The organism is Streptomyces sp. NPDC048483 (assembly GCF_040651455.1).
Classification (GTDB): domain Bacteria; phylum Actinomycetota; class Actinomycetes; order Streptomycetales; family Streptomycetaceae; genus Streptomyces.
Map to the genome: position 1 here is coordinate 60,782 of NZ_JBEZJZ010000015.1, position 13,097 is coordinate 73,878.

General features: G+C 68.1%; 10 protein-coding genes. 5 read left to right on the forward strand and 5 right to left on the reverse strand.

The annotated features are described in order from the left end of the window. The first annotated feature begins 1 nt into the window (after window position 1). The 4 genes from AB0D04_RS11070 to AB0D04_RS11085 all read left to right on the forward strand — a co-directional run bounded on the left by AB0D04_RS11070 (window position 2) and on the right by AB0D04_RS11085 (window position 5,093). Complete coding sequence (locus AB0D04_RS11070; protein ID WP_362701875.1) at window positions 2-865, forward strand: carbohydrate ABC transporter permease; 864 nt, start codon at window positions 2-4, stop codon at window positions 863-865. A 256-nt stretch (window positions 866-1,121) separates the two neighbouring features. Then, on the forward strand, window positions 1,122-1,577 hold the full coding sequence (locus AB0D04_RS11075) for an ATP-binding protein (protein ID WP_362701809.1): 456 nt from the start codon (window positions 1,122-1,124) through the stop codon (window positions 1,575-1,577). Between the two features lie 172 nt (window positions 1,578-1,749). Next, entirely contained in the window at window positions 1,750-1,923 is a 174-nt protein-coding gene (locus AB0D04_RS11080) for a hypothetical protein (RefSeq protein ID WP_362701810.1), read from the forward strand. A 194-nt stretch (window positions 1,924-2,117) separates the two neighbouring features. After that, complete coding sequence (locus tag AB0D04_RS11085) at window positions 2,118-5,093, forward strand: BTAD domain-containing putative transcriptional regulator (RefSeq protein WP_362701812.1); 2,976 nt, start codon at window positions 2,118-2,120, stop codon at window positions 5,091-5,093. 106 nt (window positions 5,094-5,199) lie between these two features. Here AB0D04_RS11085 and AB0D04_RS11090 read toward each other — a convergent pair whose 3' ends face one another. Further along, window positions 5,200-5,958, reverse strand: coding sequence for a PE-PPE domain-containing protein (locus tag AB0D04_RS11090; RefSeq protein ID WP_362701813.1), 759 nt, complete (start codon window positions 5,956-5,958; stop codon window positions 5,200-5,202). A gap of 352 nt (window positions 5,959-6,310) precedes the next feature. On the opposite strand from AB0D04_RS11090, the gene AB0D04_RS11095 reads away from it, so the two are divergent. After that, window positions 6,311-6,520, forward strand: a complete 210-nt coding sequence (locus AB0D04_RS11095) for a hypothetical protein (protein WP_362701814.1) — start codon at window positions 6,311-6,313, stop codon at window positions 6,518-6,520. 193 nt (window positions 6,521-6,713) lie between these two features. Here the strand turns inward: AB0D04_RS11095 and AB0D04_RS11100 are convergent, their stop codons facing one another. The 4 genes from AB0D04_RS11100 to AB0D04_RS11115 all read right to left on the reverse strand — a co-directional run bounded on the left by AB0D04_RS11100 (window position 6,714) and on the right by AB0D04_RS11115 (window position 12,749). Continuing rightward, a complete protein-coding gene (locus tag AB0D04_RS11100; RefSeq protein WP_362701815.1) occupies window positions 6,714-8,408 on the reverse strand; it encodes an ABC transporter family substrate-binding protein in 1,695 nt (564 codons plus the stop codon). A gap of 30 nt (window positions 8,409-8,438) precedes the next feature. Then, the gene (locus AB0D04_RS11105; protein ID WP_362701817.1) at window positions 8,439-10,613 is read right to left on the reverse strand and encodes an ABC transporter ATP-binding protein; all 2,175 of its coding nucleotides are present in this window, start codon (window positions 10,611-10,613) and stop codon (window positions 8,439-8,441) included. Window positions 10,614-10,678: 65 nt separating this feature from the next. Beyond that, window positions 10,679-11,716, reverse strand: a complete 1,038-nt coding sequence (locus AB0D04_RS11110) for an ABC transporter permease (RefSeq protein ID WP_362701819.1) — start codon at window positions 11,714-11,716, stop codon at window positions 10,679-10,681. A gap of 52 nt (window positions 11,717-11,768) precedes the next feature. Beyond that, window positions 11,769-12,749 (reverse strand): ABC transporter permease, encoded by a 981-nt coding sequence (locus AB0D04_RS11115; protein WP_362701820.1) that lies wholly within the window; start codon window positions 12,747-12,749, stop codon window positions 11,769-11,771. Between the last annotated feature and the right edge of the window lie 348 nt (window positions 12,750-13,097).

Sequence of the window (13,097 nt, forward strand, 5' to 3'; positions counted from 1 at the left end):
CATGCCGCGCGCCGCACACCGGCTGCCCGCTGCCGTCCGCCGTCGGCGTCGCCACAACGCCTGCCTCGGCCTGCTGGCCTGGCTGTGCGGGCTGTTCTTCTTCGTCCCCGTCGCCTGGATGGTGCTGACGTCCTTCCACAGCGAGACGGACGCGGCGACCAACCCACCCAGCCTCGGCGCTCCCCTCACCCTGCACGGCTACCGCGAATTCTTCGGCGAGGGCAGCGGCGTCAGCCCCTGGCCTCCGCTCATCAACTCGCTGACCGCGTCGGTGGTCTCCACGCTCCTGGTCCTCGCTCTGGCCGTCCCCGCCGCGTATGCCCTGTCCATCAAGCCGGTACGCAAGTGGCGGGACGTCCTCTTCTTCTTCCTCTCCACGAAGATGCTGCCGCTGGTGGCCGCGCTGCTCCCGATCTACCTCGTCGCGCAGGCCGCGGGAATGCTGGACAACATCTGGCTGCTGGTCATCCTCTACACCTCGATGAACCTGCCGATCGCGGTATGGATGATGCGCTCCTTCCTCGCCGAGATCCCGGTGGAGATCCTCGAGGCCGCCGCGATCGACGGTGCCGGTCTGCGTACGACACTGACCCGGATCGTTGCGCCGGTCGCCATGCCGGGCATCGCCGCGACGGCCCTGATCTCCTTCATCTTCAGCTGGAACGAACTGCTCTTCGCCCGCGTCCTGACCGGCGTCGTCGCCGGCACCGCGCCGGTATTCCTGACCGGCTTCGTCACCAGCCAGGGCCTGTTCCTGGCCAAGGTGTGCGCCGCCGCCACCGTCATCTCCCTTCCCGTGCTCATCGCCGGATTCGCCGCTCAGGACAAACTCGTCCAGGGCCTGTCGCTCGGCGCCGTGAAATGACGCGGCGTTCCGTCGCGGCCCCCTGCCACCCAACGTCGCCCGGCGGAGCGCACACAGTCACGAATACCGGGTGGAAAACGCTCGTGTGAGCACTGTTTGCTCATGTTTGAAAAGCCCTCTCCCAAACCATTGACATCGGTTTTTACGGATCTTTAATGGAAGGGAATTGCATATATGAGCTGTAGGTGCTCAGACGAGCAAACAGCACAATGCGACCGTGCCGATCGCGCACTTGCTTGCTTGAAGGGTTAAGGACATGACTGCTGTGGCTGAACTCGCCATCCCCCGTGATGTCGAACTCGCTTATGTCTCGCTCACGTTGCCGGCAGTCCTGCCCTCCGCCCGGCAAGCGCGGACCTTCACCGCAGAGTCTCTGCGGCTGTGGGGCGAGAACGAAGAATTCATCGAAGCCGCCGTACTGATCGTGTGCGAGCTGGCCACGAACGCCATTTGCCACGGAGCTCGACCGCCGGCCGCCTACGGGCGCGACCGAGGGTCGGATTCCGTGATCACTCTCCGGCTGGCGCGGGAACCCGATGCGCTGCACATCGAGGTGCGCGACGGGTCCGTGATCCTGCCCGTCCCCCGCACGGCCGACCGCGACGAGGACTGCGGACGCGGGATGACGATCATCGCGGCGCTTGCCGAGTCCTGGGCGTGTGGTCTGGACCCCGGCGGCGGCAAGTGGGTCCGCGCGACGCTCTCACCGTGACCGGGTGACCTACATCCGCCGGTCACCCACGGCAACTGGATGATGACATCGAGGGGTAATTCGGCGAGGAAGCGTCACCCCTATCCGAAATACATCCGAAATGCACTCTCCCTGCCCGCATGCAAGTCTGGTAGCGGCCCATAGTCCGAGATCCGCCACAGGAGGCACGATCGTGGGCAAGAAACAGAGCCGACAGAACCGTGGCGCCCGCACCGGCGGCCATGAATACAGTGCCGCCGCTACGGAGGCGAAGGGGCAGACGAAGGTATCGACCCCGCAGGAGACGGAGCACCCGATCTCGAAGCACGTCGCCCATAAGCGGGAGCGGAAGTTCGGCCACAACTGATCTTCGGTGGTCGGCCGCAGCCGGGCCGCGGCGATGGCAACCGGCACAGGGTGCCACCGCAGGGGGCATTGTGCGCTCCGTGCGCTCCGCCAGGCGCCGGGCCGTCACGGGAAATTCACCGCCGGTCCACAGGGAAAGTTCCTTTTCGTACGGACACACAGTGACACACCGTCAGCAGACCTATACTCCCCTGCGTGTCGTCGACAGATGCGGTATCCACGGGTGTGCATCATCAGCTCCGATTCGCAGTGCTCGGTCCGATCCAGATCTGGCGCGGTGACGCGCATCTGGAGATCGGTCCGGTTCGGGAACAGGCCTTGCTGACCGCTTTGCTGCTGCGGCCGGGAATGATGGCCAGTCGGCAGGAGCTGCTCGAGGGGATATGGGGTGCGGAGCAGCCAGGCACGGGCGCCAAGGTGCTTCCGGTCTATGTGCACCGTCTGCGCAGACGTCTGGACGCCGGGGGAGAAAGCCCATCCGACTCCTTGATCGTCACCGACCGCGGCGGATATCGCTTCGTCCCGCGGGACATATGGCTGGACGTGGCGCGATTGCAGGAGATCGCCTGCGAAGCGGGTGCGGCGAGGGACTCCGGCGACCTGGATGCCGCGGTGGGTGTGTGGTCCAAAGCCCTGGAGCTGTTCCGGGGCGAGCCCCTGGCCGGCGTCCCCGGGCCGTTCGCGCAGGGGGAGCGGTTGCGGCTGGCGGAGCGCAGGCTGGCCCTGGTACAGGAAAAGCTGGACTGTCAGCTCCGGCTGGGCCGGCACGCCGAGGCGGTCGGCGAACTGTTCGCGCTGACGGCGACACACCCGTACCACGAGGCGCTGGCCGCCTTGTTGATACGTGCCCTCTATGTCAGCAACCGGCAGGCCGACGCGCTGGACGTCTTCGCCAAGGTGCGCCGTCGTCTGGTGCAGGACCAGGGGGCGGAGCCGGGCGGTGAATTGCGACGGGTGCACGAGGCGGTGCTGCGGGGAGACGAGGCGTTCCTCCTGGGCACCGCCGTACAAAAGCACCCGCCGGCGGCTCAGGAGCCGCCCCCGGCCGCTCGCCAGGAGCGCCGCGTGCGCAATGAACTGCCGGTCGATGTCGGCAACTTCACCGGCCGAGGCCAGGAACTCGAACTGCTCCTGGAGCAGGCCGACGCCGAGGCGGTGACGGTCCGCGCGGTGGACGGCATGGCGGGGGTCGGCAAGACCGCACTGGTGGTGCATGCGGGGCGGGCGCTGCGGGAGCGCTACCCGGACGGCTGCTTGTTCGTGGACCTGCACGGGCACCGCGAGGACCGGGGAACGGCGGGCCGGCAACGCGTGTTGCGCCGGCTGCTGCGGGCGGTCGGCACCGGTGAGGGGGAAGACGCGGAAGGCCTGGACGAGTTGGCCGCCTCCTGGAGGACGGCAACCGCACCCCTTCGCCTGCTCCTGGTGCTCGATGACGCCTCGAGTACCGAGCAGCTGCGGCCGCTGCTGCCCGCCGGCCACGGCAGCATGGTGTTGGTGACCAGCCGTCAGCGACTGACCGGGCTGGACGTCGACCGCAGGGTCTCGCTGATCCCTCTCGCCATGGACGAGGCGGTGGGGCTGCTGACCCGCATTGTGGGCGGCTCGGGGTCCGACCGTGAGCGTGCGGCGGTACGCGAGCTGGCTCGCCTGTGCGATCAACTCCCGCTGGCCCTCCGTATTGCCGGGGCGCGCGTACAGAACCGCCCGCTGTGGGCGGTGGAATCCCTCGCGGCCCGGCTCGCGGACGACGAGCGCCGGCTGGGCGAACTCGCCGCGGAGGACCGGAGCGTGGAAGTGGCGTTCCAGGTCTCGTACGGACAGCTTCCGGCGGCCGAGCAGCGTGCGTTCCGGGCATTGGGCCTGTCGCCGACCGTGAAGCTCGACCGGCTGACGCTGGCCGCCATGCTCGACTGGACGCCGTCCGACGCCGAGCGCGCCCTGGAGAGCCTGGTTGACGCGAGCCTCGTACAGCAAGTGGCCGTCGATCAGTACCGGTTGCACGACCTGGTAGCGGTCTACGCCCGGCGCGTCGCGGCCGGGTACCCCGCCGAGGTCGCGGCGGCCCGTGCCGGCGTGTTCCGGCTGTACGTGCTCGCCGCCCGATGCGCCAGCGACTGGGGCACCTCGGCCTTCCCGACCGGTCCGCAGGGCACCGGGCCCTTCCTCGACTGGGAGGAGGCCACGAGCTGGCTGGACGCGGTGGGCAGTGAGCTGGTCGACGTGATCGGTCACGCGACGACCGCGGGACACCTGGACGATGCCTGTTGGATCGCCGAGGGCCTGGCCGACTACCTCACCCGACAGGGCCGGTTCCATGAGTGCCGTACCGCTCTCGAGAGCCTGCTGCCCTTGGTGGAGCAGGCCACCGACCGGCGGATGGTCCCCCAACTGCGCACGTGTCTGGGCTGGATGTACGGCCTGCAGGGCCGTTACGAGCAGGCCCGCAGCTGGTTGCAGGAAGCCCTGGAGATCAGCCGCCGGGCCGGCGACCTGAGCGAGCAGGTCAGAGCGCTGGGTTCCCTCGGGATGTTCGCCAACTTGGAAGGCCGGACCGCCGAGTCCATGGGATATTTCGCCGAAACAGCAGAACTGGTCATGCAGGTGGACGACGAATGGCTCACCGCTGTGAGCATGGCCACCGTCGGGGACATGCATCTCCAGCTTGGAGAACACGGGAAGGCTCACGACTCCTACACCGAAGTGATCGTCCTGGCCGAGAAGATCGGCAGTCCTCGACTCTGCGGCAAGACGCTGCTCCGCCTCGGGAGTCTCCAGCTGGACATGGGCCGGTACGCGGAGGCTGCCGAGACGCTCGGGAAGGCCGAGAAACTGGCCGAGCGCCTGGGGGACATCCCCTTGTACTCGGCTGTCCTCGGCAGGTTGAGCGCCGCTGAGACGTGCTCGGGCAACCTGGAGGCCGCCGCCGAACTCCGCCGACGGGCACTCGCGGTGTTCAACGAGCAGACCGGTACCGAATCGGAGATGACGATCCGCAATCGGCTGCTCTGGAGCAATGTCGCAGCGGAAGATCTCGCGGGGGCGCGCGACTTCTTCGAGCGGGCCATCGCCCTCCCCGAGACCCACGTCCACCGCGCCGCGGAACTCTCCCGCGTCCTCGACGACCTGCACCGCTGGCGACAGCCGAGCATCGGCGATTTCCCGCGGTAGACGAGCCGGCTCACCGCGAACCCCACACCCACCGGCCCGGCCGAGCGTCGTCGGCCGGGCCGATGGATCCGCCGCCCCCCCCCCCGCAGCGGCGGACGTCGTCAGGTCAGGCGTCCAGCCAGGTGATCCCGTTGCCACCGTCGTTGGCGATGGTCCGGGTCATGGCGTTGCCGTCCTTGGGGTAGTTCCCGTGCTTGGTGAAGTAGCCGAGGATGGACTCGAGCGAGGTCGCGTCGCACACGCCGTCACCGCGGATGCAGAACCGCTCGACCGGAACGCCCGGGAACTCCTCCGGCCCGGCACCGGGGGAGGTGAACCCGAAGGCGCTCACGCCCTTCGGCACGCGCGCCGCGGCACCGGTGCCGGGCTGCATCGGGTCGGCGTAGAGCATGCCGTTGACCTGCGAACGCGGCACCCCGGTCTCGTTGTTGGCGATCTTCTGGAGCACCACGTCCGCGACCTGTGCACCCTGGGAGTAGCCGACGATCGTGAGGCGTGCGTTCGGGTCGCGGCGGTGGGTCTCCTCGGCGGCGGCCAGCAGATTCTTGTACCCCACCTCCACGCTGGCGTCGTAGCTCGGTGCGTTGATGTCCGGGCTGAACTGCTTGCTGCCCGCCCACGGTCCGGCGCTCGCCGGGTAGCAGACCGGAACGACCTGATCGCCCTCGTCCAGGTGCTGGTTGGCGAATCCGTAGCTGGTGGTGCACCCGTCGGCCTCGTCCGCCGCGGCGCCTGTGCCACCCACCTCGAGGTAGTAGTGGTGGACGTCGTCGGCCTGCGCGACGGCGGGTGCGACGACGGCGGGGCCGGCCACCATGGCCGCCGTCATGACGGCGGTCCCCACCGCCCGAGTCAGCCTGCTCATCTTTGCCATTGCCTGGGTCTCCCCCTTGGGTTGAGACGTGCCTGCATCGAACGGCTTTGACGCTAGCCACGGCCGTTGACATTGCGCTGACAAGGCGATGACTGCGCTGGTGGCGAGGCCGTCGGCGCACCGCTCACCGACAAGCCGAGCTGTTGGTTGATTCGGGGTCCTCCGTGATGTTGGCCTTCCGCTTCAAGGCCTGGTGTGTACACCACGTAAAGGATGTGTGTTTGATTCACCCCGCCCCACGAGAGCGTGCAATCTGGCGCATGGCGGGAGTCATTCAAGGGATTCCCGCTGCAGTGCGCCACGCATTGCGACTCATCACTAGAGAAGAAGGACGCTCATCATCATGAGCAACACCTCCCGCATTGAGACCCGTGAGATAGCCGACGACGACCTCGACGGCGTCGCGGGTGGCCTCTCCGTCGGTGGCTCCCTGAACGGCCTGACTGCCACGTTCGCCCCGGGCCCCAATGGCGTGCCCGTCCTGACAGGCGGCTCCGTGAAGTCCCTCAGCGTCACCGTCTCGGACATCCCCCTGGGCCCGATCACCGGCTGAGACACCGCTTTGGCACCATGCTCAGCCACCGGACCCCGGAACCGCCCCGGCCAGTTGTGGGGTTAATTCGGGTTCCTGTGTGACGTCGGCCTTCAAGACCTGATGGTGGTCCTGAAGGCCGACGTTGTCGTATGAGGTGGCTCGCGATGCCCTCGGCGGGGTTCCGCTGCTTACCTGACCGCGGTTCGACCGCCTACTTGGTGAAGCCGATGTGCTCGAAGACCGGTTCGGTCATGCCGAAGGCGCCGATGTTGGCGAGGTCCTTCTTGATCGCCGCGATGTCGGGGCGCTGGTAGAGCGGCAGGACTCCGGCGAGCTGCCACGCCTCGGCGTCGGCCTGGTTCGTCTGCTGGAGCGCGCCGGCCGGGTCGGCGGCGTTGGCGCCGGCCTTGCTGAGGAGGCCGTCCATCTTCTTGCTGCCCACGTTGGCGTCGTTGTTGCCGCCCTTGGCGGTGTAGATGTTGCTGGCTCCGCTCGCGGGGAACGGCGTGCCGAGCAGGGAGTAGGGCGAGATGTCGAAGTCGCCCGGGGTGATGTACTTGTCGAAGAAGTCGTTGACCGGCACCGTCTCGACCTTCAGCTTGACGCCGATCTGCTGGTACATCTGCGTCAGCATCGACCCTTCGTTGGTGGACGCGGGGGTGCCGGACGGGATGACGAACCGCAGCGACAGCTCCTGGCCGCCCTTCTTACGGATCTTGCCGCTGAGCTTCCAGCCCGCTTGGTCCAGCAGCTTCCCGGCCGCCTTCGGGTCGTACGTGCCGAGCTTGCCCGAGTTGTCCCGGTACCCCTTCTGGTTGGCGACCAGCAGGTGGTTGTTCATGGTGGCGGGCTTCCAGCCCAGGCCCTTGAGGTCCGACTTGGCGATCGTGGCGCGGTCGGTGGCCATGAACAGCGCCTTGCGGACCTTCGGGTCCTTCAGCTTGGCGCTCTCGCCGTTGAACGTGATCTGGCGGTAGTTGGGGCCGCCCGCTTCCCGGATCTCACCGGCCGACACCTTGGACGCCTGCTTGTAGGCGGAGGCGTCGCCGCCGATGTCGAAGTAGTCGATCTCACCGTTGGCAAAGGCGCCCGGCATCGAGGCCGGGTCCATGGTGTGGAAGACGATTTTGTCCAGCTTGGGCTTGTCGCCCCACCACTTCGGATCGGCCACCACCGTGACCGTCTTGGCGGACTTGTCGATGCTGCCCAGCTTGAAGGCGTTACCGGTGACCGGGATCTTGTTGACGTAGGCGGTGTTGAAGCTCTTCGCGTCGGAGACGTACTTCGCCGGGTACAGCGGCGTGTTGTTCGCCCCGTTGAACATGGCCTTCCAGTCCGCGAACGGCTTGGCGAAGGTCATGACGGCCTCGTAGTCGTCCTTGCCCTTCTTGACGTCCGCCACCCGTTCGAAGCCGATGGTGGAGGCCACCTTGAACGCCTTGTCGTGACCGTCCATGGCACGGGCGGTGGCCGCGAGGTCCTTCCAGGTGATCGGCGTGCCGTCGGACCACTTCGCCTTGGGGTTCAGATGCCAGGTGACGACCTGCTTGCCCTTGACGGTCCGGGAGTCGGCGTCCAGCAGGAACGCCTTGTTCGGGGTCTGCGCAGCGTGCGCGTCCGAGCGCCACAGGCTCGGCATGAGGGACTTCATCACGTCGGTGACACCGGCTTGCTGGCCGTCGACCTCGGTGATGTTCCACTGGGTGGCGAAAAAGTCGATGGCCCAGTGCATCGTCCCGCCCTGCTTGAGCTTCGCGGGATCCGTCGCCTTGATGTTGACGGCGGTCGACTTCTGCGGGGCCTTCTGCTCCGCGTCGTCGTCCGAGCCGCCGCCGCAGGCGGTCAGTGTCAGCGACGACACGGCGAGGGTCGCGACCAGCGCGAGGGGATAGCGGGTGACCTTCACGAATTCCTCTTCCTGGGTGGGGTGGGCGTATCAGTGCGGTGCCGGCTGGACGACGTCGACTGCCGCCGCGTAGTGGCAGGCCGCCGTGTGGTCCGGGCCGAGGACCGCCGTGGCGGGGTCCTCGGCCCGGCAGCGCGCCTGCTCGCTCTCGTCGAGCCCGGCGTACTTCGGGCAGCGGCCCGCGAACCGGCAGCCGGCCGGCACATCCGCCGGACTGGGCAGGTCGCCGCTGAGCAGAATCCGGCTGCGTTCCCGCTCCTTGCGCGGGTCGGGCAGCGGGACCGCGGACAGCAGCGCCTGGGTGTACGGATGGGAGGGCGCGGCGAAGACGTCGTCGGCCGCGCCGAGCTCCACGATCCGGCCGAGGTACATGACCGCGATGCGGTCGGCGATATGCCGTACGACGGACAGGTCGTGGGCGACGAAGAGGTAGCTCAGCCCGAGGCGGGTCTTCAGCTCGTCGAGGAGGTTGAGGACGCCCGCCTGGATGGAGACGTCGAGGGCGGAGACCGGCTCGTCGAGGATGACCAGCTTGGGTTCCAGCGCGAGGGCGCGGGCGATGGAGATGCGCTGGCGCTGGCCGCCGGAGAACTCCTGCGGGTAGCGGTCGGCGTGCTCGGCCTCCAGGCCGACCATGTCCAGGAGTTCGGGGATCCGCGCGGCGATCCGCGCCTTGTCCCAGCCATGTGTCTTCAGCGGCTCGGCGAGGATGTCGCCGACCGGCATCCGGGCGTCGAGCGCCGCCATCGGATCCTGGAAGACGATCTGCATATCGCGGCGGAGGCCCTTGCGGTCCGCCCGGCTCAGGCCGCGGATGTCCTTGCCGAAGACGGTGACGGTGCCGGCCTGGCCGCTGGGCAGATCGAGGATCTCCAGCAGGGTGGTGGTCTTGCCGCAGCCGGACTCGCCGACCAGGCCGAGCGTCTCGCCCTCGCGGATGTCGAAGCTGATGCCGTCCACCGCCCGGACGGTGCCGACCGTGCGCTTGACGAGCGCGCCCTTGGTGAGCGGGAAGTGCTTGACGAGCCCGTCGAGTTCGAGGACGGTGGCGCGCTCCGCACGCGGCAGCCGCTCGATCGCCCCGGCCTCCGGCAGGACCGGCAACGGATAGACCGCGTCGCGGTCGAGCCCGGCGCCGATCTCGTGCGCGCGGTGGCAGGCGGTGAGTGGGGTCTCCCCTGCTCGAACGGAGCGGAGAGCTGGGGGAACAGCGGCGCCCTCAACCACCCTCAACTCCGGTTCCAGCGTGTGGCATTGGTCGATCGCAATGGGGCAGCGCGGTGCGAAGGGGCAGCCGGGCGCCAGGTCGACCATCTTGGGCGGGTTCCCGTCGATGGGCGTCAGGGCACGGCGCGCGGTGCCTTCCGTCCGAGCCTCGTCCAGCCGGGGAATCGAGCCGAGCAGGCCGATGGTGTACGGCATCCGCGGCGCGTAGTACACCTCGTCCACCGGGCCCGCCTCGACCGGCCGGCCCGCGTACATGACCTGCACCCGGTCGGCGAAGCCGGCGATGACCCCGAGGTCATGGGTGATCATGACGATGGCGGCTCCGGTGACCTCCTGGGCGGTCTTGAGCACCTCCAGGACCTGGGCCTGGATGGTCACATCGAGGGCGGTGGTGGGCTCGTCGGCGATGATGACCTTGGGGTCGTTGGCGATGGCCATGGCGATCATCGCGCGCTGGCGCATCCCGCCGGAGAACTCGTGCGGGAACGCGTCCACCCGGCGCTTCGCATCGGGGATACCGACCACCTCGAGGAGTTCGACGGCCCGTTTGCGGGCGACCGCCTTGTCCAGCGACTGGTGGACCTGGATGGCCTCGATGATCTGGTCGCCGACGGAGTAGACGGGGGTCAGGGCGGACAGCGGGTCCTGAAAGACCATGCCGATGTCCTTGCCGCGGATCTTCGACAGGGCGGCGTCGCCGAGGCCGAGGAGCTCGCGCCCGGCGAGCGTGACGGACCCGGTGACCTCGGCGCTCTCGGGGAGCAGCCCGAGGACGGCCATGGAGGAGACGGACTTGCCGGAGCCGGACTCGCCGACGATGCCGAGGACCTCGCCGGGCCGGACGGCGTAGGAGACGCCGCGTACGGCCTGCACCGTGCCCGCCTCGCTCGGGAAGGAGACCGTCAGATCGCTGACGGCGAGGACGGGCTGCGTCGCGTCGACAGCCGCGGTGGGCTGGGCCGGGCTGGTCTCGGTCACCGTCGGGGGTCCTTCCTGGGGCGCGCGGTGCGCGGGGTGCTGGTGCGGGGTGTGGGCGGCGCGCTTCACGAGGCGGCGCCCTGACTGCCGGCGGTGGCCGTGGTCTGCGCCGGTACGGCCGCGGCCGGCCGCCCAGTCGTCGGCCGCTTCTTCTTACGGCGCGAACGCGCCTTCGCGCCGGACGCGTTGGGGTCGAGCGCGTCGCGCAGACCGTCGCCGATGAAGGAGATGGAGACGCCGATCAGCACCAGACAGCCGGCCGGGAAGAAGAACAGCCACGGGTAGGTGGTGGCGTTGGTGGTGTTGTCGGCGATGACCGTACCGAGGGAGACATCGGGCGCCTGCACACCGAAGCCGAAGTACGACAGGCTGCTTTCGCCGATGACCGCCGCGCCGACCTGGATCACCGTGTCGATGATCAGCATCGAGGCCATGCTGGGCAGGATGTGCCGGAAGATGATGACCGGTGCGGGGACGCCCATGTACTTGGCGGCCTTGACGAACTCCCGGTCCTTGAGCGTGAAGGTCATGGACCGTACGACGCGGCCGGTGACCATCCAGCTGAAGGCGCCGAGCAGGACCACGAAGATCAGCCAGGTGGAGCCGCGGAACGCGGGCGACAGGACGGCGATGATCAGGAACGAGGGCATCACCAGCAGCAGGTCGACGATCCACATCAGCACCCGGTCGGTCCAGCCGCCGAAGTACGCGGCGAAGGCGCCGACGGTGGCGGCCAGGAAGGTGGAGATGACACCGACCAGCAGGCCGATGATCAGGGACTTCTGCAGACCGCGCATGGTGAGCGAGAAGAGGTCGACACCGCCCTGCGTGGTGCCCCACCAGTGGTCCCCGGAGGGGCTGGCGAGGAAGTTCAGGTAGTCGTGCTGCTGGTAGTCCCACTTGGTGAGGAACGGGCCGCCGTACGCGCCGAGGAACAGCAGCACGAGGAGGAACAGCCCGAACAGGGCAAGGCGGTTCCGGGCGAAGCGGCGGACGGTCAGCCGCAGCCGTGAGGTACGGGCCTTGGCGGGGCGGCCTTCGGCCTCACCGGCAGGGACGGGGCCGGGGGCGGGTTCGGTGGCGGGGGGCAGCTGGACGCTCATCGCGCGCTCTCCTGAGGTGCGGTGGGTGGGGTTCGGTCGGCGGCGGGGCGGGTCAGCGGACCCGTACGCGCGGATCGAGCGCCGCGTACAGCAGGTCGGACAGCAGTCCGGCGATCAGCACCAGGACGGCGGTGAACAGCCCCACTGCGGCAACCGAGTTGACGTCCTGTTTGTTGATCGAGTCGACGAGCAGCTCGCCCATGCCGTGCCAGCCGAAGGTCTTCTCGGTGAAGGTCGCCCCGGTGAAGAGCAGCACGATGTTGTAGACCAGCAGCGGCACCACGGGCAGGATCGCGGTCCGCAGACCGTGTTTGACCAGGGCCTTCCGCCGGCGCAGTCCCTTGGCGCGGGCCGTGCGCAGGAAGTCGCTGCCGAGGACGTCGAGCATGGTGGAGCGCTGATAGCGGCTGTAGAGCGCGACCTGCAGGATGATCAGGGTGAGCGCCGGGAGCAGCATGTGCTGGGCACGGTTGACGAGGGCGTCGAAGTTCCACTGCCCCGCGTACTGCGGGTCGTACTCGCCGAGCACCTTGATCGTCTGCGAGCCGTCGTTGAGTGCGGTGGCACCGATCTTCAGCGCGACGCCGATCACGAACACGGGCATGGCCAGCACAAAGAACGAGGCCAGAGTGGTGAACCGGTCGAAGAGCCGGTACTGCCGAATGGCCCCGAACGCGCCGAGGGCCACACCGCCCAGGGAGCCTACGAGGGTGGCGATCAGCAGCAGCCTGGTGGAGACGCCCACCCGTCGGTCGACGTCGTCATTGACGCTGTCGCCGTCGATGGTCTTGCCGAGGTCTCCGTGGACGACGCCGTCCGCCCAGTGCCCGAACCGGGTCAGGATCGGGGTGTCCGGGTTCATGTTGTAGTCGTTGAGCGTCTTGGTGATGGACGACGCGGGCAGCGGTGGGTTGCGGCCCTCGAACTTGGCGCGGGGGTTGAGACTGAGCCCCGCCAGGAAGTACGTGAGTGACGCCGCGACGACCACGAGGACCAGATAATTCGCCAATCGGCGCAGCAGATACCGGCCCATGTTTCGATGCCTCTCCCTCTTGCGCACCGCATCAGCGCGTGACGGCTGTGGTGGGGGCGGTGCTGTTCGAGCGACATCTTCAAGCGATGAGACCTGATTGTCGATCACGGGGTGTCCGCGGAGCGATCATGCCAACTCCGCGAGTGGGCAGGGGCATTACGGACAACGGCCGGTGAACGCATGGGTCAGGGTGCGTCTTTGCCTGTCATTCGCAGGCTTGATCGCTCCCGAAGGGTGATGCCCGCTATTCGGACGCTCCTCTCGAACATCGCGACGCGCAACGCAAATTGAACAAAACTTTACATACGCGGAGCATCGGCATGCGGTAAAGAACGGGTGGCTTCCTTG

What these genes read in the sequence shown, in the direction of transcription:
- AB0D04_RS11115 (WP_362701820.1), bottom strand. Translation starts at nt 12,749, where the DNA reads ATGGGCCGGTATCTGCTGCGCCGATTGGCGAATTATCTGGTCCTCGTG.
- AB0D04_RS11090 (WP_362701813.1), bottom strand. Translation starts at nt 5,958, where the DNA reads ATGAGCAGGCTGACTCGGGCGGTGGGGACCGCCGTCATGACGGCGGCC.
- AB0D04_RS11095 (WP_362701814.1), top strand. Translation starts at nt 6,311, where the DNA reads ATGAGCAACACCTCCCGCATTGAGACCCGTGAGATAGCCGACGACGAC.
- AB0D04_RS11075 (WP_362701809.1), top strand. Translation starts at nt 1,122, where the DNA reads ATGACTGCTGTGGCTGAACTCGCCATCCCCCGTGATGTCGAACTCGCT.
- AB0D04_RS11110 (WP_362701819.1), bottom strand. Translation starts at nt 11,716, where the DNA reads ATGAGCGTCCAGCTGCCCCCCGCCACCGAACCCGCCCCCGGCCCCGTC.
- AB0D04_RS11070 (WP_362701875.1), top strand. Translation starts at nt 2, where the DNA reads ATGCCGCGCGCCGCACACCGGCTGCCCGCTGCCGTCCGCCGTCGGCGT.